A 21025-nucleotide genomic window follows, 5' to 3' on the forward strand; every position below is an offset into this window, starting at 1 on the left:
TTTTTGTTTTATGTATCCTGAATAGTTTGAGGTGGCGTGATAACCAAAAATAATCTCTATAAAGTGCGAGTTCTTGTTGTGGTTTTGCGAGGAATTGTGGATCATTGGAGCCCATACAATCTGACAATACTAAAACATAGAGGTGTTATAGATGAGTGAAGCTGAGGCTCGTCCATCGAACTTTATCCGCCAAATCATTGATAAAGATTTATCCGATGGCAAACATACTAGCGTGCATACTCGTTTTCCGCCGGAACCTAATGGTTACCTGCACATCGGTCACGCGAAATCTATTTGTTTGAACTTCGGTATTGCTCAGGATTATCAAGGTCAGTGCAACTTACGCTTTGACGACACTAACCCTGAAAAAGAAGACGTAGAATACGTTGAATCTATTAAGAATGACGTAAGCTGGTTAGGCTTTGATTGGTCTGGTGAGATCTGTTATTCGTCGAACTACTTCGATCAGTTGCATGATTATGCGGTTGAGCTAATCAATAAAGGCCTTGCGTATGTTGATGAGTTAAGCCCAGAACAAATCCGTGAATACCGTGGTTCGTTAACCGCACCAGGTAAGCCGAGCCCATACCGTGATCGTAGCGTTGAAGACAACCTAGCGTTGTTTGCGAAGATGCGTGCGGGTGAGTTTGCAGAAGGCACAGCGTGCTTACGTGCAAAAATCGACATGAGCTCATCGTTCATGGTGATGCGTGATCCTGTGTTATATCGTGTCCGTTTTGTTGAGCACCATCAAACAGGCGATAAGTGGTGCATCTACCCGATGTATGACTTTACGCACTGTATTTCAGATGCACTCGAGGGGATTACTCACTCACTATGTACGCTTGAGTTCCAAGATAATCGTCGTCTGTATGACTGGGTTTTGGAAAACATTACGATTGATTGCCAACCACATCAGTATGAATTTAGCCGCCTTAACCTTGAATATACCGTTATGTCAAAGCGTAAGCTGAGCCAGTTGGTATCTGAAAAATTGGTTAATGGCTGGGATGATCCACGGATGCCTACGATCTCGGGTTTGCGCCGTCGTGGTTTTACACCGGCTTCTATTCGAGAGTTTTGTAAGCGCATTGGCGTGACCAAACAAGAGAACATGATTGAATTTGGTTCATTAGAATCCTGTATTCGTGATGATCTTAATGAAAATGCACCACGTGCCATGTCGGTATTAGATCCAATCCGAGTGGTTGTTGAAAACTTTGCTGAAGACACAGTCGAGACGCTGAATATTGCCAATCATCCAAACAAACCTGAAATGGGTAGCCGTGAGGTACCATTTACTCGTGAGTTGTGGATTGAGCGTGATGATTTCCGTGAGGAAGCAAACAAAAAATACAAGCGCTTGGTATTGGGTAAAGAAGTACGCTTGCGCGGTGCTTACGTGATCAAAGCGGAACGCATCGAAAAAGATGCTGAAGGTAATATCACAACGATTTTCTGTAGCTATGATGATGAAACTCTAGGCAAAAACCCTGCAGATGGTCGTAAAGTAAAAGGCGTTATTCATTGGGTTTCTGCTGATAAAGGTCTACCGGCACAGATTCGTCTATACGACCGTTTATTCACGGTTGCCAACCCTGCGGCAGAAGATAATTTTGCTGCTACGATCAACCCAGAATCTTTGGTTGTGCTTAATGGCTTTGTTGAGCCTAGCTTAGCAGCAGCGACAGCCGAACAAGGTTATCAGTTTGAACGTACCGGTTACTTCTGCGTGGATGGTAAAGATTCTCAGCCTGAAGCACTCGTATTTAACCGTACCGTTGGGCTACGTGATACTTGGGCAAAAATAGAGACAAACTAATACTATGCGCCTTACCATAGGCGCTTTTTAGTTATAAAAAAACCAGCCACTCGGCTGGTTTTTTTTGTTTCGAATTATAATCTAACTTGGTTTGTGCGCTTTCGGGTTTTCTTTGCACGCACCGCCAACGCATTTTCCATATAAATAGAGGCTGTGGTTGGTGAGCTCAATGTTGTATCGAGCGGCAATTTCTTTTTGGCGTGTCTCGATCATCTCGTCAGAAAATTCAATCACCTCACCACAATCTAGACATACAAGATGGTCATGGTGGTGTTGGGTTGATAATTCAAATACAGACTTACCACCTTCAAAGTGGTGACGAGTGACGATACCCGCATCGTCAAATTGGTTTAATACGCGATAAACGGTCGCTAAACCAATTTCTTCACCTAAATCGATAAGTTTCTTATACAAATCTTCAGCACTGATATGCTGGTATTCCGGTTTCTGCAAGACTTCTAGGATCTTAAGTCTAGGCAGTGTGACCTTAAGGCCGGCATCTTTGAGTGCTTTGTTATTGTCTGACATATACGTTCCTGTGATGATCTGCAGCAATAAACAGATGTCAATAATCCCATCATTATAGGGCACTAAGGCTTAACAATAAACCACGAACTTCAAGGGGTTACTAACTATTAACATAGAAGTCGAACTTCGTCACTTTACAAACACATCTGACCAGTTACAATTTGTTTACATTTCGTAACGAGCGACGATTGATGGATAAACGATTAGAAAAGATATATAAGCCCAACTACGTCAAGTTTGCACTTAACATATGGCCACCATTTTGGGGGGCTGGTATTCGAATTGTTGATATTAGTGAAGACTTCCGCTCGGTTAAGGTTCGTCTAAAACTCAGGTGGTGGAATAAAAACGCTAACCGCTCTCAGTTTGGGGGCAGTATTTTTGCTATGACAGACCCTATTTATTCTCTGATGTTAATGGGGATCTTGCGTGAGCAGTATTATGTTTGGGATAAAGAAGCGAGTATCGACTTCCTAAAGCCGGGTTTTTCAGATTTAAACGCTGAGTTCGTCATTAGCCAAGATGCGCTTGAACAAATCTTACAAAGTACCGCCACAGGCGATAAATGTTTTCCAGAATTTATCACGCACATCTGCAACCAAGATAGTGACGTGGTTGCCACGATTCAGCGTAAACTTTACATCCGCAAGAAACCAAAATTTCGCGATATAAGCGATGATGAGTCGCCATCGGTGCAAGCTTAGATTCAACGACTGTACGATGACCATTGTCTTTTTTTGTTTATTATTAGTAGAAAGTAAAAAGTAGATGAAGGGTTAGGTATGAAGCGAATGACAATGGCATTACTGGGCTGTCTATTAAGTGGGATGGTCTTAGCCGATGAATTGACACCACAAGTGCTTGATGAGCTGAATCGCGACCTCGAAAAAAGCCATTTTCAGCAAGCGAATCCTGATATTTCAGTGGTGGATATGCGCCTTAGTTTTGCTGATGGTATTCTATTTCGGACCACTCAGTATCGGTCCCGAGGGGAGCCAGAAACGGAATCAATGACGAGCTGGATGTTGGAGACCATGACTCAACAGGTTTGTCAGCAACTCACGCCTTTGCTGAAGGGGAAATTCAGTAACGTTGCGCAAATAGCTGCAACCGAAACGGTTGAGTTTGACAATGGTCAAACCGCGTCTAAAACTCGAATCTGTAGCAACTCAGTTCAATAAACAAGCCGCATAATAATCCGTAAACACAATAAAAAATGCCTCCGATTTGGAGGCATTTTTTATATCGCTAGGAGCGACGAATTAGTCTTCGAGCTCAGCTAAGCACATTTCTTCATAAAGTTGCTTCGTCCACGTAGAGACGCGAGCATCCGTTAGCTCTGGCTGACGATCTTCATCGATGCACAAACCAACAAACTGAGACTCATCGCCTTCAACGAGAGCTTTTGATGCTTCAAATTCATAGCTTTCTGTCGAAGTGTGGCCGATGATGGTGCCACCTTTTGCTTCAACGATATCACGTACTGTACCCATAGCATCACAGAAGTACTCAGCATAGTCTTCTTGGTCGCCACAGCCAAAGATCGCTACCAGCTTTGTTGAGAAGTCGATGCCTTCAAGCTCAGGGAAGAAATCGTCCCAATCTGCTTGAGCTTCACCGTAATACCAAGTCGGGATACCCAAAAGAAGCAAGTCGAAGTTATCAATATCTTCTTTGCTGCTTTTTGCGATATCTTGAACGTGAATGAGCTGTTTACCCAATTGTTTTTGGATCATCTTTGCGATAGCTTCTGTGTTACCAGTGTCACTACCAAAGAATAGACCTACACTTGCCATAGAATCAGTACCTTTTCATTGTCTATTTTTGACTAAAGAAGTGGGGATAGTTAACTTATCCCAGAGCCTTCCCAGCTGAGTTGGATGATGCCTTTGGCAACAAAACCAGCGCAACCAAGAAAGAGCACTAGCCACACAATACGGCGACCAAACGTTGGGACGTTACCTTGCTTGAGAACGTCTTTTATTGCCATACCGATTAAGAAGAAAATCGATGCAAACAACAAATCTAATCCAATAGATTCCAACTTGTCTATGTAGTCGTAAAGCATGCTATTCCTTTATGCCAATATGCTTGCGCGAAACTATACCACTGTTAAAAGATAAAGTTAATCCAAGCTCGTGAACAAGCATTCGTTTGATGTCAAATTAAATGAATTTTCGAATTGCTCGCAGTACTTCGGTTGGTTTTTCTGCATGCAACCAATGTCCAGTGTTGGCGATTACATGTGCTTTGGGGTGTGCGAACTGCGCCTGAATGAGTGGCTGGTGTTCGGCGGTAAGGTAATCAGAGTCGCCACCTTTAATAAAGAGAATAGGTACGTTGGTTTTGGTAATGGGTATCCAATCGAGTATATCCAGATAATTGGACTTGAGTGATTCAACGTTAAATCGCCACGTTAGGTGGTCGCCTCGCTTGAACAGTGATTTACCTAAAAATTGGCGTACCCCTTCCATTTCAACATGCTGCGCTAACAGCGCCATAGCCTCAGAACGGGAAGAGGGCGGGTGCTTGAGCACTTCATCAAGCCCTGCTAATACATTGTCATGGCGTCGTGACGTGTATTTCACGGGTGACATATCTAACACAATAAGCTTGGCGATAGGGTAGTGTTCACTAACCGCCATCGCCACCTTTCCTCCCATTGAATGTCCAATTACGATGGGCGACTCAATACTGAGAGTGGTGAGTAAATGACTCACGTCTTGGGCCATGCTTCGATAGTCGTGAATGTCGCTGTGAAAGGAGCTACCATGATTTCTGAGGTCGATACTGATGACATCAAAATCTTGTTTTAAGTCGCGCGCAAGCACACCTAAATTATTCAGGTCACCAAATAAGCCATGGATTAATACAACGGGCTGGCCGGTCCCTTCTCTTTTATAGTTTAATAGTACTGACATTTTTCTGTTATTCGTGATGCGTTTATCGTAGAGGTTCACGGCGGAACTCGTTATAATCAATCAGAGTTTAAACATAGAGATTGTGAAAAGCGAATGAAAACAATTGAGGTTGATGAGGATCTATACCGTTACATTGCCAGTCAAACCCACCATATAGGTGAGAGTGCTTCTGATATTTTGAGGCGACTCCTTGATGTGGATGCGTCAAAAACGGAACAGAAACCGGCCGCCGCTAAAACTATCGTTGTCAGCAAAGAAGCGCCAAAAGTTGAACAGGTTGATTTTGTTAAAGAAATGCGCACTTTGCTTATCTCTGACGAATTTGCAGGGTTAAAGAAAGCGATTGATAGATTTATGTTGGTGTTATCAACCCTTCATCGCTTAAACCCAGAAGGCTTTTCTGAAGCGACGCAGGTAAAAGGGCGCAAACGCGTATATTTTGCAGATAACGAAAATACATTGTTAGAGAGTGGCACTACAACAAAACCTAAAGCCATTCCTAATACGCCACTCTGGGTAATAACGAATACGAACACCAGCCGCAAACGGCAAATGGTGGAGCAGGTCATGACTGTGATGGGAATGCCTGCCGATATCGTCGAGAAAGTGACGGTATCCATTTAGAGTTTCGATTCAAGCCTCATAAGAACCGGCAACTAACGGTAATTATGAGGTTTTTTTTTGTTTTTTAGGCTTAATATTAAAAGGACGTCTGTTATGGCTATACATCCTCGAGCGGGCCAGAAGGCTCAGCAAGAAGATTTGTACAATATTCCCGCATTAGTATCTAACTACTTTCTCATTCAACCGGAACCGCAGAATTCAGCGCATCGAGTTCAGTTTGGTACCTCTGGTCACAGAGGTAGCGCAGATAAAGGGACATTTAATGAAAACCATATTTTAGCCATCGCACAAGCGGTTGCTGAAGTCCGCGCGCAGCACGGAACAACAGGCCCATTGTTCATTGGTAAAGATACGCATGCCTTGTCAGAGCCTGCGTTTGCCAATGTGGTTGAAGTTCTTGTGGCTAATGGTGTCAAAGTCGTCATTCAAGAAGATGGCGGTTATACGCCAACTCCTGGTGTTTCTCACGCTATCCTGACTCACAACCTTGTCAATGATGCCAAAGCTGATGGTATTGTTATCACGCCTTCGCACAACCCGCCTCAAGATGGGGGCATTAAGTACAACCCTACTCACGGTGGCCCTGCTGAAGCTGAATTGACTCAAGCGATTGAAGATAGAGCAAACGAGATTATTGCTGATGAATTGAAAGACGTAAAACGTCTACCGATTGCGATAGCGTTGAAATCAGACTTGGTTGAATCTCGTGACTTAGTTCAACCTTACATCGACGATCTCGTGAATGTTATCGACATGGAAGCGATTCAAAAAGCGAAGTTAAAAATTGGCGTTGATCCATTAGGTGGCTCTGGTATCGAGTATTGGCGCCAAATTGGTAAAACGTTCAACCTTGACCTGACTTTAGTCAGTGACGCTATTGATCCTTCTTTCCAATTTATGTCATTGGACAAAGATGGTGTAGTGCGCATGGATTGTTCATCACCTTATGCGATGGCTGGTTTGCTTGCGTTAAAAGATGATTATGACCTTGCCTTTGGTAATGACCCTGACTACGACCGTCATGGAATTGTGACACCAAAAGGTTTGATGAATCCAAACCATTACCTAGCGGTGTGTATCGATTACCTTTATCGCCACCGTACCCAATGGCGTGAGGATGTCGCTGTTGGCAAAACCTTAGTATCAAGCGCGTTAATTGACCGTGTCGTCGCGGATCTTGGTCGTACTTTGTGTGAAGTGCCTGTGGGCTTTAAGTGGTTCGTTGATGGGTTGTACAACGGTGAGTTTGGCTTTGGTGGTGAAGAGAGCGCTGGCGCGTCATTCTTACGTAAAGACGGAACGCCATGGTCAACCGATAAAGACGGTATTATTTTATGCCTGCTTGCGGCGGAAATTACCGCTGTAACGGGTAAAAACCCTCAAGAGTACTATGAAGCGCTAGCCGCAAAACACGGCGAATCCCAATACAACCGTATTCAAGCGGTTGCGAATACCGAGCAGAAGAATGTACTTAAGAAGTTGTCTCCTGAGATGGTGTCGGCAGAAACACTAGCAGGTGATGCGATCACGGCTCGTTTAACGCATGCGCCAGGTAACGGTGCCGCGATTGGTGGTCTGAAAGTAACCACTGAAAATGGCTGGTTTGCTGCCCGTCCTTCTGGAACAGAGGACATCTACAAAATCTATTGTGAAAGCTTTAAAGGCGAAGCTCATCTCAAGCTGATTGAAGCCGAAGCGCAAGAGATAGTTAACCAAGTCTTTGCTCAAGCAGGACTGTAATTAACGATTAGCTCAGCTATTTGTAAAAATGTAAAAAACGGTCACAATATGTGGCCGTTTTTTTATGCCTGCTTTTACTGTTCACATGTCGAGTTGCTTGTATTGGAAAACTAAGTTATATCGGAAACCTAAGTTGTATCGGAAAACCTAAATAGAAGGCAAAAAAAACACCGCCATAAAGGCGGTGTAAGAAAATTTGACAGACAGGTCAAAACAGGAAGTACATGCCTCGAATAGGGGATAACTAATCAAAGCATGGTGGTAGAAACTACCGAACTCGAAAATCGAGATTGCAAACACAACATCGCAATCACAAGTCAATTGATTCTAGAGAGAATCAAGCCGTTCAGACTTGTGCTTGCGGGATGAAATATAGAATTTCTCTGGCCGTTCGGCAATGGACAATTTATAATGTTTCAGATAAAAAAAACTAATGCATTTGAGAGAGCGCTATGTCTAGACGTTTACCCCCACTTAACTCTTTGAAAGTTTTCGAAGCTGCGGCGCGCCATCTCAGCTTTACTCGCGCTGCGGAAGAGCTTTTTGTTACTCAAGCTGCGGTGAGTCATCAGATAAAAGCCTTAGAAGAATTTCTTGGCTTAAAGCTGTTTCGTCGCCGAAATCGTTCGTTATTACTAACGGAAGAGGGGCAAAGCTACTTTCTTGATATCAAAGATATTTTTACGGCTCTTTCTGAAGCAACAGATAAGGTGTTGGAACGCAGTGAGAAAGGCGCTCTGACCATTAGTTTGCCGCCAAGCTTTGCTATCCAATGGTTGGTGCCTCGCTTAGCGGACTTTAATCAACAAGAGCCAGATATTGATGTTCGTATCAAAGCGGTCGATATGGATGAAGGGTCGTTGACGGACGATGTGGATGTGGCCATCTATTATGGTCGCGGCAATTGGTCTGGTTTGCGTGCTGATAAACTGTACCAAGAATTTTTAGTCCCCTTGTGTGCGCCCGCGTTATTACTGGGCAGTAAACCACTCGATACGCTTGCAGATTTGTCCCAACATACGTTGCTGCACGATACGTCTCGTAAAGATTGGAAACAATTTACCAAGCAAAATGAGTTAGATGGCGTAAATGTGAACCACGGTCCTATCTTTAGCCACTCAACGATGGTGTTACAGGCTGCCGCTCATGGTCAAGGTATTGCACTCGGTAATAACGTGCTTGCGCAACCTGAGTTGGATGCAGGGCGCTTGATTGCTCCCTTTGATGAGGTATTAGTGAGCAAAAACGCGTTTTATGTCGTCTGTCACGAGAAACAAGCCGATATGGGACGAATTGCAACATTTAGAGATTGGATGCTAGCGAAGGCTCAACGAGAGCAAGAGGTATTGTTTGATGGATAAGATATCGATAGATAGCCAATTGATGGATACCTTACTAATCGACGGTCCTGAAGGGGCACCGTTGTTTTTGTTTGCACATGGTGCCGGGGCAGGAATGGATCATGAATTCATGCAAGATATGGCAACACGATTAGCAGCCAAAGACATTCGAGTTGTTCGCTTTAATTTCCCTTATATGGTGAAACGTGCCGAAGATGGAAAAAAGCGCCCACCCGATCGCGCTCCCAAGCTCTTAGACGCGATGACGGCTGTAATTGATGCCATCGCAGGCGATAGTCAGATAGTCATTGGTGGCAAATCTATGGGCGGAAGAATGGCCTCATTGTTATCAGAGCACCCTAATGTGAAAGCAATAGCGTGTTTGGGGTTTCCTTTTCATCCGCCGGGCAAACCTGAAAACTATAAAGGTGAACAGCTTGCCAGTATCGCGAAGCCGTGCTTAATTTTGCAGGGCGAGCGAGATACATTTGGCAAGCGCGAAGAGTTTGAGCATTTTGAGTTTTCAAATGATGTTGTGGTGACCTTTATCCCTGATGGCGACCATAGTTTAAAACCGCGCAAAGCCTCTGGTTTTACTGAGACACAAAACCGCCAAATGGCCGTTGATCGCCTTGCGCTGTTTGTAAAAGGGATTACTGATGTCGAATAATGCCTTGGGTATCCAACCGTTCCTGACATGGAGCCGAGCTTTTATTATTATAGCGGCCTTGTCTGGCATGCTCAGTGTAGCGTTAGGGGCGTTTGCGGCTCATGGGTTGAAAGCAATACTTTCGCCTTCGTTACTGAGTACTTTTCAAACCGGCGTGACGTATCAATTCATTCATACCATCGCTTTGCTGTTCTGTGCGTTGTTAATTCGAAGCACGGGTGATGCTAATTCACAAAAGACATTTCATCGGGCTGCGATTTGCTTTATCATCGGCATCCTTTTCTTTAGCGGTAGTCTATACGCCCTAGCGCTAACAGGAGTGAAATGGTTTGGGCCAATCACTCCATTAGGTGGTGTGATGTTCATGGTCGGGTGGGGATTCCTTGCTCTGGCTGGATATCGGATGACTGACGATACGACCAAAGATGGAGTCAATCAGTGAAACAGTTAATGCTATATTGCCGCTCTGGATTCGAAAAAGAGTGTGCTGGTGAAATTCAAGACAAAGCGAATCAGCTTGAGGTTTTTGGTTTTCCAAGAGTAAAAAATAACTCAGGGTATGTGTTATTTGAATGCTACCAAGAAGGTGATGCAGCAAAACTAGTACGCGATATTGACTTTAAATCGCTGATCTTTGCTCGCCAGATTTTTGCTATTGCGAGTGAGCTTGAGTCACTGCCAACAGACGATCGTATCTCACCGATTCTTGAATCGTTGAATGACGTTGATGGCTTGCCAATGTGTGGTGATCTTCGTATTGAAACCCCAGACACCAATGAAGCGAAAGAGCTGTTAAAGTTTTGTCGTAAATTTACAGTGCCAGTGCGTCAAGCGATGCGTGGTAAAGGTTTGCTCTACAATAAAGACAACGCAAAAAAGCCAGTTCTGCATATCTGTTTTACTGAACCAGGTCACTGTTATATTGGTTACTCATTACCGTTGAACAACTCTGCGTTTTTTATGGGCATACCGCGACTTAAGTTTCCTGCCGATGCACCAAGTCGTTCTACGTTGAAATTGGAAGAAGCGTTTCACGTATTTATTCCAAGAGAAGAGTGGGATACACGACTCGCGTCTGGTATGTGGGGGGTTGACCTTGGGGCTTGCCCTGGTGGTTGGACGTATCAACTGGTACGTCGCTCTATGTTCGTTCATGCTATTGATAACGGCATGATGGCTGACAGTTTAATGAATACCGGTCAGGTTAAACACCACCAAGCAGATGGTTTCAAATTTGAACCACCTCGTAAAAATGTTACTTGGCTAGTCTGCGATATGATTGAAAAGCCAGCTCGCGTGGCACAGTTGATGGGCGAATGGCTTATCAAGGGGTGGGCGAAAGAAACCATCTTCAATCTTAAGCTCCCAATGAAAGGTCGCTATGATGAAGTACTTCAAGACATTGAGAATCTAAAGATTTTCCTCAATGACAATAAAGTGAAGTACACCCTGCAAGCTAAGCACTTATACCATGACCGTGAGGAAATTACGGTGCATATCCAAGTGCTATCAAATATCTCGCCATATTAATGATGACGTATTCACATCTAGGCTTTCGAGCCTAGATGTTCCGTTTCGTCAAACCGAATATCTTGTAGGTTAAACCCTAACTCAATATCTGTTTTTAACGCAGAAATCTGTTGGCATTTTCGTGCTAGCTCGATGTGCTCATCGAGTTTTTTTCGATATTTCTTCGGCAGGTCTTCACCGATGAAGGCGGCTTCAATCGTCTCGTACTGAGTGAGTATCTCTTTTGCTGCTTTTGGTCCTACCCCAGGGACTCCTGGAACTTGAGAAGAGCTGACGCCCGTCAGTCCCCAATAGTCAGCAAGCTGCGTTGGCTTAACACCAAACTCAGCTTCGATAAATGGCGCATCTAACCAGCGGTGTTGGAAGTAGTCACGGATCTGTAGTGTGGGTGATAGGAGTTGGCAGTAGCCTTTATCTGTCGAGATAATGGTGACCTTTTCACCATGACTGGCGACTTTTACCGCGAGTGTTGCCACCAAGTCATCAGCCTCATCGCCCTCCGACAATAATGAATCAATCCCTAATTGCCACCATGCATCTTGCACTTTTTCTAATCCGCGACACAGTGGTTCGGGCATTGGTTTTCTGTTCTGTTTGTACCCAGGTAAGATGTCACCTCGCCAGCCACGGTCTTGTTCATGGTGATCAAACACAGCAATGATGTGTGTGGGCTCCGACTCTTTGATGATCCGTTTTAGTGTTCTCGAGGTAGTGAGAATTGTACGTTCAATATCCTCTGGATCAGGCTGTACAGCGTGCACACGTCGTAGAAGGTTTAGAGCATCAATAATCACTAGATGAATAGACATAAAAAAAGACCACGGAATAACATGGTCTTATTGTAATAAATCTACTAACGAGTTTCAGAATTTTATTCGTTATTAGCTAGCTTATAGCATGGGATGTATTCTGAACCTGGCAGTTTCATCCGTTGTTGTTGAACGAAATCACCGAGTAATTTGTCCATCTTGGTCATTAGGTCTTTGTCACCATCGATCAAGAATGGTCCATGTTTCTCTATTTCTAGGATGCCTTCGGCTTTCACATTCCCAGCGACAATGCCTGAAAATGCTTGTCTTAATGCGGCCGCTAGATTTTCTGGTCGTTGATTGAGATGTAAATCCAGTCCAGCCATATTCTCGTGTGTTGGATCGAATGGAAGCTGGAACTCGGGTTCGATATGTAGGGACCAGTTAAAGCTGTAGGCGTCGCCATTTTTTTTACGATGCTCTCGCACCTCTGGCATCGCTCCCTTCATTACTCTCGCCGCTTTGGCTGGGTCATCAATGATGATCTGGTAATGCTTTTGCGCCTCTTCTCCTAATGTGTCACGTACAAATTGGTCTATCGAGCGGAAGTATGCCTCACTTTCCTTTGGCCCAGTTAAAACAATTGGCATTGGTTGTTCTGCATTGTTCGGGTGCATCATAATGCCCAATATATAGAGTAGTTCTTCTGCCGTCCCAGGGCCTCCAGGGAAGATGATAATGCCATGCCCCATGCGCACAAAGGCTTCCAAACGTTTTTCAATATCCGGCATGATGACGAGCTCGTTGACGATTGGGTTTGGCGGCTCAGCGGCAATAATCGAGGGCTCGGTCAGACCTAAATAACGTTTTTCTTGGTAACGTTGCTTAGCATGGCCAATGGCGGCACCTTTCATTGGGCCTTCCATCGCGCCAGGACCACAACCGGTACAAATGTTGAGTTCACGTAGCCCTAGTTCATTACCGACCTCTCGAGTGTATTGGTACTCCGTTGGGTTGATGGAGTGGCCACCCCAGCAAACAATTAAGTTAGGTTCTATGCCCGGCGTGAGTGAGCCGGCGTTACGTAAAATACCAAACACTAAATTTGTAATATGCGTGGAATTGGTGAGGTTTAAACGTTGGCTATCGGCAAGGTGCATGTTGACGTAAACAATGTCGCGCAACACGGAGAAAAGGTGCTCTTGGATGCCTTTAATAATTTGGCCGTCAACAAAGGCATGCTCTGGAGGGTTCGCGAGTTCGAGTTTTATCCCTCTCTCTCGGCGCATAACGTTGACATCAAACGAACGATTTTTATCGAGCAGCTCTTTGGAGTTATCGGTGTGGCTGCCTGAATTTAAAACGGCAAGCGTACAATTACGATAGAGCTGATAAAGATCGCTGGCGGCGGTTTTTTTAAGGCGCTCAACTTCAAGTTGAGAGAGAAGATCCATGCTGCCTGTAGGGCTAATATGCGTAATCATGGCATTTCCTTAGTCTAGAAAGGGAAGCGAATACCCACCTTTTGGATTGAGCCATATCTTTATGGACGGGGCTACTAGAATGGGCAGGAAGGGTAACGCGATCGTCTTAATTCGTATTGTCTAGTTACGGTCAATGAGCGGCGTTAACTTGACCACTGTAAACGGCGACACGTTAATTTCTTTGAAAGTGTCACGATGGAGTACAGTTATAGATTAGCAAAGTTAAGACAACTTGCTATGGTTATTTGAAATATAACCGTATGAAATATAGATTATTTATAAATTACCAGTTTGGATTATCGTTCCCAAGCAAACTGGTTAGGCCCTTGTTTTTTCGATTGCCTTAAGATTTTGTGTAGGCGTCCTAGAGCCTCGTCAGGGGTATCATTTTGATTAAATGAAGTACTGGCTGCAGAGAGGGTGATCGTGATCAGCTGATCGCGAAATTTGAATGGTAAGCTACTGATTTTAAGTTGAATTTCTTTAATTATTTTCTGGCAGTGTGCGTCATTTTGTTCTGGCATAATAAGCACAAATTCTTCACCCGCAAAACGAGCAACCGTATCGGTGTTACAAACCGTACTAGAGATGGTTCGAGCAATGATTTTTAATGCTTTATCACCAGCGCTGTAACCAAAGTTGTGGTTAATACTTTTGAATTTGTCGATATCAAGAATCACAATGCGAAGTGAGTGTTGGTTTTTTAGCCAGCGACGATATTCTAATTCGAGCTTGTCGAGTAATGCGGCTCTATTGTAAACCTTCGTTAAAGGATCGGTGAGCAAGCGTTTTGATTGATCTTCCAGTCGACGGCGATAGTCTTGCGTAACATCGAACAGCCCTTCTAATTGGTTATTGCTATATTGCATACGTTCCAATAAAGCTTGTTCTCGTTCTTCCGCATGTTGCAGTCGCTCTGTTAGGGAGGCTAACTGCGCTAGGATCGGTTCCATCGTACGTTTAACCGTTTCTATGTCAGTGCCTTGGTTGATGTTGGCTTTGCTGCTTGCGACTAAAGAACTCAGCTCTTGATGCGTTTGCTGCCTTTGCTCAAAGTAGACTTGGTTTTGATCGAGGTTTTGCGTGCCGTTCTTGAGTGAGTGAGAAAGAGAGCCGTTGACTTGTTTTAAGAATTGCTCGGATGTTTTTCTCTCATAATTTGTGCCATCAATCACTAAGCGCAGTACGCGGAGCGTTAGTTCAAGTAACGCGTCACTTGAAATATCCATCAGTAATTTTGTTCGAATTTCTAGCAGTTGTTCCCCGGATTCACCCTCAAAATCGAGTTCGGTAATCAAGTTCTGAAGTTCCTCATTCAAACCAAAAAGCAGATTACTATTGGGCGCACTTTCATGCTCTTTAGGAGTGAGTGATGTATTCGAGGTGATTATTTTGATGGCGCGTTCATAAATACCGAGTAGCTTGATGGCATTGTCGGTTTTTTTGAAATTGTGTTTATCGCTGTAGGTGAGAACGGTGCGTAGGTCGCGCTTGATTTGAGCGGGTAGGCCAGTAATTCGTTGTAGGGTTTCTCCACTGCGACGAAGTTGTTCCTCTAATGAAATACTTTGCTTATCGAGCGCTGACGCCTTTTGGGTGATTAAACGCTCTAATATTGCAAAACGAGGGATTAAACTGCTGATGTCTGTGTTGTGCTCTAACTCTTGACGAAGCTCAAGCAGTTTTTCGTCAATACGGGAATGAGAGCCAATGTGGGCATTGCTGAGTGTTGAAATAAAGCGTTTTAATATGGTTTGTTCTCGCCGACATTTAAGGGACGCATCTCGTTGGGCAACGCGAAGTTGCTCCAACTGTATTTTCAACAGGTGGAGTTGCTCTGATGTATCGCGTTCAGATGAGCCCATAAATTCTATAAAAACTAATTGGTTGTGATGTTTATTGATGGATTAAATGATAATAACAAAAAACATCACAACGTCACGTAGTCTTAGGTTCAAGTGCTGTTTTTTTACCCGTCAGTGAGCGTTTTTTTGAAGCCGTCCTCATTCTGGGAAGATGAATGGACTTTTATTAAGCCTTGATTGATGGCTGTCTTACACGCTTTCCTTATGTCATCAGTTGCAAGGCTTGCGGCTGGCGCGTTATCAATGGCTTTGAGGTATACCCAGTGACTTTTATTTTCTTGCATGCTGATGTGTCTGGCCATATGGGTTGAAACCAGAAGAATATCCAATAATTCTTTGTCGTTGATCGCCGTATACGCTCTTGGTAAGAAGGGGTAGTTGGCCATACCGACACGCACGATACGGTTGATCTTACGGTTAGGTTCAAACTCGGTGACCCAACTCTGTATTTCATCAAACAAGCTTTCTGCGGTACGTGGCTTAATACTCGGCTCAATGTACAGGAGGTTGGCATCGGAGAAATGGTAGATCCGTGAAGGATTATCGATCTTATTGCGAATAAATTCGCCAAATGCTCGCTCCAGTTCTAATCCGGCTTTGTATCCATTTTGAAGATACATATTGCGTAAGAATGGAATATCGATCATGACAAAACGTAAGCGATCGCTCAGTGGTTCATTGATCAGTTCGCCTACTTGCCACTGTTCAAAGTTACGCTGGGTGCGTTGTAGTGAACTTGGAAGGTTAGCGTTAAGCAAACGCAAGTTAGGAAGTCCTGACCGAGCGTGTGTGAATAGGTTTTCGTTGAGCTCGATGAGTTCGTTTTTCATACGACGATGAACAAAGAACATGCGAGCGCCAAACAAGAATACAACGCTTACTGCGCAAAAAAGACCAAAAGCAACTTTTTGAAATTTCGTTTGAGCAGCAATGGCATCTTTCAGTTCTAGTTTCTGTGTTTCGTAATGAAGGCCTTGTTCGACAAATTGTTTTTGTTGGCGGAAGGCGTCCTCACTAATTTGATTCAGTTGATCTTGTTGAAATATCCGCAGAGAGTTAGCTTGCTTGATGTTCTCAAGTGCAAGTTTGTAATCGCCTTTTTGCTCATAACCTAACGCCAACAGTTGATAGGCCTGTTGTTCGATAGAGGTATGTTTAAGGGATTGGTTCAAGGTCAACGCTTCATTCGCATGCTCTAGTACTTTATCGCTTTCTTGCTGGTGGTAAGCCAAGCCCGCATAAAGCAAGGCTGCTCGGGCTTTAAGTGCTGGAAAATCCGAAAATGATAATAGGGTCTGAGCGCGAGATAGATATTGCTCGGCCAACGGGTAGTTATAGAGCTGCAAATACGTTGAGGCTAAGCTAATTCGAATATCGATGACCTTTTCGATGTTTTTGTCAAAACTTCTATGGTCAACGACATTAAAGTAATGCACTAATGCGAGGTTATATTTGCCTTGCAGAAAATAGATATCGCCCATCAACTTTAAGACGTCGACCAGAACCGGTGAGTCTGGGTAGTTATCATAAAAATTAGCCGCTTGAGATAAATGCTCGAGTGCTTTATCTAATACCTGTCTTTGCATGAAAAGTTGCGCAAGCAGTTGGTTAATATGTGCTAATTGGTCGCCTGAGTCGAGTTCAATGGCGGTCCAGTAAGCCAGCAGTAATTCTGAAAGGGCTTCATTGTAGCGGCGATAGCGTAAGAAGTGCGTACCGTAAGCCGTATGATAGCTTATCGATAACTTCGATAAGGTGTCGCTTGGGACGTAAATACCGGCTTTTTGATACATGTGATTAGCCAGCTCGAATTCGTTCTCAGCCGACGCGATTTCACCTTGAAGGATCTTAATTTTATAACTTGTGCGGTTAGCGATGCTATGGCCTTTTCGGATGCCTTCTAACTCGCTTTCAATCAGCTTTAACGCATCCAGCGCACTCGCCCCGTCGCCATCTTTAAGCCAAGTCAATCGTGTTTTTAAGATACGAACGTCAAGCTCAAGAAACAACAAGCGATACTTCTTTGTCATTGCCTCGGCGTCGGCTAAGTGCTCAAGCGCACTCTTCATATGACCAAGGTTAAACTGTGCTTGCGCTAAAATAGTGAGTGCGTTCACAGAGCTTAGAGGGGTACGGACACGTTGATCGGTATCATCTCTGGATAGATTTGATGGTCGGTCATCATGCTGCTCGATGAACTTTCTACTTTCTAGATAGTTGCTGGCAATCTCGCTTGCTTTTGCTGGCTCAATCTCGACGAGTTTATCGGCCTCAACGAGCAGTGGGGACGTAAAATTGAGCGCATGAAGCGGCATGGAGTAAACGCCTGCAAATAGTGAGACGACTAACCCTAATACAGGCCAGAACTTAGATTTCATCAGTGCGTCCATTCTTAATGATCATTTATTGTCGAGCCATACGAGTGTTGTGTGTAGGAAGTATCGTGCTGCTTGAGCGATAAGGATTAATATCTAAACCACCGCGTCGAGTGTAACGAGCGTATACGGTCAACGAGGTTGGCTGACAGTATTGCATAATATCGATATAGATACGTTCAACGCATTGCTCATGAAATTCATTATGCTCTCGGAAGGACACAAGATAGCGAAGCATGGCTTCACGGTCGATTCTCGGACCGTTATATTGGATTTCCACGCTGCCCCAATCTGGTTGATTGGTAATTAAGCAGTTCGATTTTAATAGGTGGCTATGTAACGCTTCCTCGACGATATCGTTACTCTTAATACCATGAGTATTCGCATTAGCATCACTTGCCCCTAACAGGAGTTTGGCATCGAATTCATAGCTATCGATCTCAATATCTTGCTCGTCGATGCATTCACCGGCCATACCCACAATAGAAGATTGTTCAAAATCCTTAACGGCAGTGAGCGTTAAGCTTATTTCCTCACCGGCACAATGTGATAGATCGCGTTGAATGGTATTTTGAACCTCATCCCAATTCGAAAATCGTGTTTGGTTAAAACTGTTGAGGTAGAGCTTAAATGATTTCGACTCAATGAGATTCTCGCTGGTAGCCGGGATTGAGGCTTCACCAATGGCAACCTGTGGTAAGCCTTTGCTGTTTAGCCAAGATATCTCATAAAGCGTCCAAATATCACAGCCGTGAAACGGTAACTCGCCGCCCAGTTCAAGGTCGTCTCGGTTAAGACTTCTTGGCACAGGTTGCAACAATGATGGGTCATATTGATTAGTGTAATCGGTTTTCTGCCCGAGAGTGAGGCCAGAAAGCGCGGCAGCGTTTGAATATTTGCTCATAATTGTGTGATATTTCGATTAGAATAATGCGAATTTTACGAGATCCAGCAATAGCTGTCATCTTTTGTGAGCGGAAATACGCGGTCAATACGGTGATAAGTGGAGAGAATATGAATCAAAGTGTACAACAAGCGCTAGAGGCATTTGCTAAGCGCTACGAACAATCATGGCAGAGTAAGCATCAATCACTTCCTGCAAATGAAGACCTATATGATTTGGTTTCTCCGTGTATTGAAAGCAAAAATGATGATCAGGTTTTCTGGCGCGCGAGTGTGCGTGAGACGCCAGAGCAATTAGAAAGCATCGAACGTGGTATTGAGCTGCTGATTCATGATGATATCAAAGCCTATTATGGGCATCAGTACAGTGCGGACATGGAGGCAACGTGGCAAGGTAATACACTGACACTGCTGCAAGTCTGGAGTGATGAGGACTATGTACGCTTGCAAGAGAATATATTGGGGCACCTTGTCACTCAAAAGCGTTTGAAGCTAAAACCGACCATCTTTATCGCAGCCACTGAGGCCGATATGGATGTGATCTCAATTTGTAACCTCTCTGGGCAGGTAATTTTGGAACGTATCGGAACGGACCGCCGCGATGTGATTGCCGATGATCTTGTGTCGTTTCTTAATGGTCTCGAACCGAACGTTTAATGGCATCCGGAGTTTACTTATGTATGTGATAGAGCTTCAGTTTGAATGCTTTGATAACACCACCATTACTGCCGTTGAAAAAGGCATTAATGGCTTAATGGATGCACTGCGCTTTAATGGTCAGGTGTTGGGTCGTGAGTTTCCAATTGTGATGGGGGATGGTGAGTTCTTCGTTCGAGTGGTGTGCCCGGAACAAGACAGTTTGCACCCTAGGCACCATTCTGATTTTGTGAAGGTTTGTTTCAAGCGCTTATCTGACGCCTGTTTACTGGCGCCTAAAATGCGCTTGCTTGGCCAAGATTTGAATTCAGAAGAATCAGCAGAGGAAGAGGCACCGAGTTGGCAAGTGTTGTATACAACGTATGTTCATACATGCTCGCCATTAAGAAGTGGTGAAACCCTATTACCCATCCCATTGTATCGAAACCCTCCGACCTTAAACGGTGACCATAAGTCATTAATAAAGTGGCAAACTGAATGGCAAGCTTGTGATGAGGTCCAGATGGGGGGAGGCTGCAAAGCCGAGCACGCAACGCTAAGAGAGCTCAGTGACGTGAGCAGTGATTTGTTTAGACGAGGCTGGGATCTTCGTGGTCGCATTGAATTTATCACTCATATCCCGACTTATTATTACTTGTATAAGGTGGGGGGCAAGAGCTTAGCTGATGAGAAAGCGCGTAAATGCCCTAAATGCGGTGGTGAATGGTTATTGGATGAAGCGTTGCATGATATTTTTCACTTTAGATGCGAACCCTGTCGAATCGTCTCCAATATCTCTTGGGATCACTTAAAGTAACGGTGATGAATAAAAGTGATGTGGACAGATGGTTATGTCACTTTTCATACGATATGAAAAAAAGGGAGATACATAAGTATCTCCCTTTTTTGATCTTGCTCAGATCTTGCTCAGATGTTGGTTAAATGATGCTTTCGCTATGCCATTGTGGCCCTAGTGATAGCAAAAAGGCGGTTACTCCCAGCCTTTAACCACACCACCTTTAAAGATCTCAGACGCTGCGTTGAAGACTTCTTCAGTTTGGTAAGCTTTAACAAAGTTCTGCACATTCTCAAGGTTTACGTTGTCTTCACGAGCAACAATTAGGTTGACGTATGGTGACTCACTGTTTTCAACAAACACGCCATCTTTTTCTGGTGTTAAGTCAATTGAACTTGCATACGTCGTGTTGATAATAGACAAGGCCACATCGTCAAGAGAGCGAGGCAGTTGCGCGGCATCTAGCTCTACAATAGTGATGTTTTTTGGGTTCTCTACGATGTCACGAACGGTTGCTTGAAGGCCAGCGCCTTCACGAAGTGTGATAAGACCTTGTTGCTCAAGCAACAATAGAGAACGACCTAGGTTTGTTGGGTCATTAGGTACGGCAATACGTGCGCCTTCTGCAATGTCATCGACAGAGGTGACTTGCTTAGAGTAACCCGCAATAGGGTAGACGAATGAGTTGCCTGCAATCGTTAGTTTGTAACCACGATCAGCGACTTGTTGGTCAAGGTATGGTTTGTGTTGGAATGCATTGAGATCGATAGAACCGTCGTCTAGTGCTGCATTTGGCGTCACATAGTCAGTGAAAGTCACGAGTTCAACGTCTAGGTTGTATTTTTCTTTCGCTACTTTTGCTGCGACTTCCGCAACCTGAGCTTCTGCTCCAGCCATCACGCCAACTTTGATGCTGTTGGTATCGACTTCTTTTTCACCACAACCTGATAGCACAAGCGCTGATGCAGCGGCTGCAATAGCAAGCAACCCTTTAAGATTAAATTTCATGACTTTCTCCTTGTTATAAATCGTTAAATCTTTA

Annotated in this window: 21 protein-coding genes; 11 read left to right on the plus strand and 10 right to left on the minus strand. The window is 44.2% G+C overall.

Annotation, left to right across the window (positions count from 1 at the left end; translation table 11 throughout):
- Positions 1-151 precede the first annotated feature (151 nt).
- Positions 152-1822 carry a glutamine--tRNA ligase gene (gene glnS / locus ACE1OE_RS07410; RefSeq protein ID WP_449210602.1) on the plus strand — a complete coding sequence of 557 codons (1671 nt, stop codon included), beginning with the start codon at positions 152-154 and terminating at the stop codon, positions 1820-1822.
- Positions 1823-1903: 81 nt separating this feature from the next.
- Here glnS and fcrX read toward each other — a convergent pair whose 3' ends face one another.
- Positions 1904-2350 carry a ferric iron uptake transcriptional regulator FcrX gene (gene fcrX / locus ACE1OE_RS07415; RefSeq protein ID WP_102468443.1) on the minus strand — a complete coding sequence of 149 codons (447 nt, stop codon included), beginning with the start codon at positions 2348-2350 and terminating at the stop codon, positions 1904-1906.
- 191 nt (positions 2351-2541) lie between these two features.
- On the opposite strand from fcrX, the gene ACE1OE_RS07420 reads away from it, so the two are divergent.
- The gene (locus ACE1OE_RS07420; RefSeq protein ID WP_449210603.1) at positions 2542-3054 is read left to right on the plus strand and encodes a DUF4442 domain-containing protein; all 513 of its coding nucleotides are present in this window, start codon (positions 2542-2544) and stop codon (positions 3052-3054) included.
- Between the two features lie 78 nt (positions 3055-3132).
- On the plus strand, positions 3133-3531 hold the full coding sequence (locus ACE1OE_RS07425) for a hypothetical protein (RefSeq protein WP_449210604.1): 399 nt from the start codon (positions 3133-3135) through the stop codon (positions 3529-3531).
- Between the two features lie 81 nt (positions 3532-3612).
- Here the strand turns inward: ACE1OE_RS07425 and fldA are convergent, their stop codons facing one another.
- The 3 genes from fldA to ACE1OE_RS07440 all read right to left on the minus strand — a co-directional run bounded on the left by fldA (position 3613) and on the right by ACE1OE_RS07440 (position 5271).
- Complete coding sequence (fldA, locus tag ACE1OE_RS07430) at positions 3613-4146, minus strand: flavodoxin FldA (protein ID WP_102468446.1); 534 nt, start codon at positions 4144-4146, stop codon at positions 3613-3615.
- A gap of 50 nt (positions 4147-4196) precedes the next feature.
- Positions 4197-4418 carry a DUF2788 domain-containing protein gene (locus tag ACE1OE_RS07435; protein ID WP_102468447.1) on the minus strand — a complete coding sequence of 74 codons (222 nt, stop codon included), beginning with the start codon at positions 4416-4418 and terminating at the stop codon, positions 4197-4199.
- A 97-nt stretch (positions 4419-4515) separates the two neighbouring features.
- Positions 4516-5271, minus strand: coding sequence for an alpha/beta fold hydrolase (locus ACE1OE_RS07440; protein WP_449210605.1), 756 nt, complete (start codon positions 5269-5271; stop codon positions 4516-4518).
- Positions 5272-5364: 93 nt separating this feature from the next.
- On the opposite strand from ACE1OE_RS07440, the gene seqA reads away from it, so the two are divergent.
- The 6 genes from seqA (at position 5365) to rlmM (ending at position 11175) form a co-directional block, all read left to right on the plus strand.
- Complete coding sequence (gene seqA / locus ACE1OE_RS07445; protein WP_102468448.1) at positions 5365-5895, plus strand: replication initiation negative regulator SeqA; 531 nt, start codon at positions 5365-5367, stop codon at positions 5893-5895.
- A gap of 93 nt (positions 5896-5988) precedes the next feature.
- Entirely contained in the window at positions 5989-7635 is a 1647-nt protein-coding gene (gene pgm / locus ACE1OE_RS07450) for a phosphoglucomutase (alpha-D-glucose-1,6-bisphosphate-dependent) (RefSeq protein WP_449210606.1), read from the plus strand.
- Positions 7636-8087: 452 nt separating this feature from the next.
- A complete protein-coding gene (locus ACE1OE_RS07455) occupies positions 8088-8996 on the plus strand; it encodes a transcriptional regulator GcvA (protein WP_102468450.1) in 909 nt (302 codons plus the stop codon).
- A gap of 22 nt (positions 8997-9018) precedes the next feature.
- Positions 9019-9645, plus strand: coding sequence for an alpha/beta family hydrolase (locus tag ACE1OE_RS07460; protein ID WP_449210689.1), 627 nt, complete (start codon positions 9019-9021; stop codon positions 9643-9645).
- Entirely contained in the window at positions 9635-10087 is a 453-nt protein-coding gene (locus ACE1OE_RS07465) for a DUF423 domain-containing protein (protein WP_449210607.1), read from the plus strand. Before ACE1OE_RS07460 ends, ACE1OE_RS07465 begins: the two co-directional genes overlap by 11 nt.
- Positions 10084-11175, plus strand: a complete 1092-nt coding sequence (gene rlmM, locus ACE1OE_RS07470; protein WP_372059323.1) for a 23S rRNA (cytidine(2498)-2'-O)-methyltransferase RlmM — start codon at positions 10084-10086, stop codon at positions 11173-11175. The genes ACE1OE_RS07465 and rlmM overlap by 4 nt, the downstream gene beginning before the upstream one ends.
- A 17-nt stretch (positions 11176-11192) precedes the next feature.
- On the opposite strand, the gene xni is transcribed toward rlmM, so the two are convergent.
- The 5 genes from xni to queF all read right to left on the minus strand — a co-directional run bounded on the left by xni (position 11193) and on the right by queF (position 18552).
- Positions 11193-11984 (minus strand): flap endonuclease Xni, encoded by a 792-nt coding sequence (gene xni / locus ACE1OE_RS07475; RefSeq protein WP_102468453.1) that lies wholly within the window; start codon positions 11982-11984, stop codon positions 11193-11195.
- A 62-nt stretch (positions 11985-12046) separates the two neighbouring features.
- Positions 12047-13408 carry a nucleotide 5'-monophosphate nucleosidase PpnN gene (gene ppnN, locus ACE1OE_RS07480; protein ID WP_102468454.1) on the minus strand — a complete coding sequence of 454 codons (1362 nt, stop codon included), beginning with the start codon at positions 13406-13408 and terminating at the stop codon, positions 12047-12049.
- Between the two features lie 296 nt (positions 13409-13704).
- Entirely contained in the window at positions 13705-15273 is a 1569-nt protein-coding gene (locus ACE1OE_RS07485) for a diguanylate cyclase domain-containing protein (protein ID WP_449210608.1), read from the minus strand.
- A 104-nt stretch (positions 15274-15377) separates the two neighbouring features.
- The gene (locus ACE1OE_RS07490) at positions 15378-17651 is read right to left on the minus strand and encodes a tetratricopeptide repeat protein (protein ID WP_449210609.1); all 2274 of its coding nucleotides are present in this window, start codon (positions 17649-17651) and stop codon (positions 15378-15380) included.
- A gap of 25 nt (positions 17652-17676) precedes the next feature.
- Positions 17677-18552 (minus strand): NADPH-dependent 7-cyano-7-deazaguanine reductase QueF, encoded by an 876-nt coding sequence (queF, locus tag ACE1OE_RS07495; protein ID WP_449210610.1) that lies wholly within the window; start codon positions 18550-18552, stop codon positions 17677-17679.
- A gap of 110 nt (positions 18553-18662) precedes the next feature.
- Between queF and syd the strand changes: the two genes are divergently transcribed.
- Together syd and ACE1OE_RS07505 are read left to right on the plus strand one after the other, a co-directional pair.
- A complete protein-coding gene (gene syd, locus ACE1OE_RS07500; protein WP_449210611.1) occupies positions 18663-19208 on the plus strand; it encodes a SecY-interacting protein in 546 nt (181 codons plus the stop codon).
- A gap of 19 nt (positions 19209-19227) precedes the next feature.
- Positions 19228-20004, plus strand: a complete 777-nt coding sequence (locus ACE1OE_RS07505; protein WP_102468458.1) for a Zn-ribbon-containing protein — start codon at positions 19228-19230, stop codon at positions 20002-20004.
- 174 nt (positions 20005-20178) lie between these two features.
- On the opposite strand, the gene ACE1OE_RS07510 is transcribed toward ACE1OE_RS07505, so the two are convergent.
- A complete protein-coding gene (locus tag ACE1OE_RS07510; protein ID WP_449210612.1) occupies positions 20179-20991 on the minus strand; it encodes a MetQ/NlpA family lipoprotein in 813 nt (270 codons plus the stop codon).
- Positions 20992-21025: the final 34 nt, after the last annotated feature.

The organism is Vibrio sp. E150_011 (assembly GCF_053544015.1).

What these genes read in the sequence shown, in the direction of transcription:
- fcrX (WP_102468443.1), bottom strand. Translation starts at nt 2,350, where the DNA reads ATGTCAGACAATAACAAAGCACTCAAAGATGCCGGCCTTAAGGTCACA.
- ACE1OE_RS07465 (WP_449210607.1), top strand. Translation starts at nt 9,635, where the DNA reads ATGTCGAATAATGCCTTGGGTATCCAACCGTTCCTGACATGGAGCCGA.
- ACE1OE_RS07425 (WP_449210604.1), top strand. Translation starts at nt 3,133, where the DNA reads ATGAAGCGAATGACAATGGCATTACTGGGCTGTCTATTAAGTGGGATG.
- ACE1OE_RS07510 (WP_449210612.1), bottom strand. Translation starts at nt 20,991, where the DNA reads ATGAAATTTAATCTTAAAGGGTTGCTTGCTATTGCAGCCGCTGCATCA.
- ACE1OE_RS07490 (WP_449210609.1), bottom strand. Translation starts at nt 17,651, where the DNA reads ATGAAATCTAAGTTCTGGCCTGTATTAGGGTTAGTCGTCTCACTATTT.
- xni (WP_102468453.1), bottom strand. Translation starts at nt 11,984, where the DNA reads ATGTCTATTCATCTAGTGATTATTGATGCTCTAAACCTTCTACGACGT.
- glnS (WP_449210602.1), top strand. Translation starts at nt 152, where the DNA reads ATGAGTGAAGCTGAGGCTCGTCCATCGAACTTTATCCGCCAAATCATT.
- ACE1OE_RS07435 (WP_102468447.1), bottom strand. Translation starts at nt 4,418, where the DNA reads ATGCTTTACGACTACATAGACAAGTTGGAATCTATTGGATTAGATTTG.
- fldA (WP_102468446.1), bottom strand. Translation starts at nt 4,146, where the DNA reads ATGGCAAGTGTAGGTCTATTCTTTGGTAGTGACACTGGTAACACAGAA.
- seqA (WP_102468448.1), top strand. Translation starts at nt 5,365, where the DNA reads ATGAAAACAATTGAGGTTGATGAGGATCTATACCGTTACATTGCCAGT.
- syd (WP_449210611.1), top strand. Translation starts at nt 18,663, where the DNA reads ATGAATCAAAGTGTACAACAAGCGCTAGAGGCATTTGCTAAGCGCTAC.
- queF (WP_449210610.1), bottom strand. Translation starts at nt 18,552, where the DNA reads ATGAGCAAATATTCAAACGCTGCCGCGCTTTCTGGCCTCACTCTCGGG.
- ppnN (WP_102468454.1), bottom strand. Translation starts at nt 13,408, where the DNA reads ATGATTACGCATATTAGCCCTACAGGCAGCATGGATCTTCTCTCTCAA.
- ACE1OE_RS07460 (WP_449210689.1), top strand. Translation starts at nt 9,019, where the DNA reads ATGGATACCTTACTAATCGACGGTCCTGAAGGGGCACCGTTGTTTTTG.
- ACE1OE_RS07440 (WP_449210605.1), bottom strand. Translation starts at nt 5,271, where the DNA reads ATGTCAGTACTATTAAACTATAAAAGAGAAGGGACCGGCCAGCCCGTT.
- ACE1OE_RS07455 (WP_102468450.1), top strand. Translation starts at nt 8,088, where the DNA reads ATGTCTAGACGTTTACCCCCACTTAACTCTTTGAAAGTTTTCGAAGCT.
- pgm (WP_449210606.1), top strand. Translation starts at nt 5,989, where the DNA reads ATGGCTATACATCCTCGAGCGGGCCAGAAGGCTCAGCAAGAAGATTTG.
- ACE1OE_RS07485 (WP_449210608.1), bottom strand. Translation starts at nt 15,273, where the DNA reads ATGGGCTCATCTGAACGCGATACATCAGAGCAACTCCACCTGTTGAAA.
- ACE1OE_RS07505 (WP_102468458.1), top strand. Translation starts at nt 19,228, where the DNA reads ATGTATGTGATAGAGCTTCAGTTTGAATGCTTTGATAACACCACCATT.
- ACE1OE_RS07420 (WP_449210603.1), top strand. Translation starts at nt 2,542, where the DNA reads ATGGATAAACGATTAGAAAAGATATATAAGCCCAACTACGTCAAGTTT.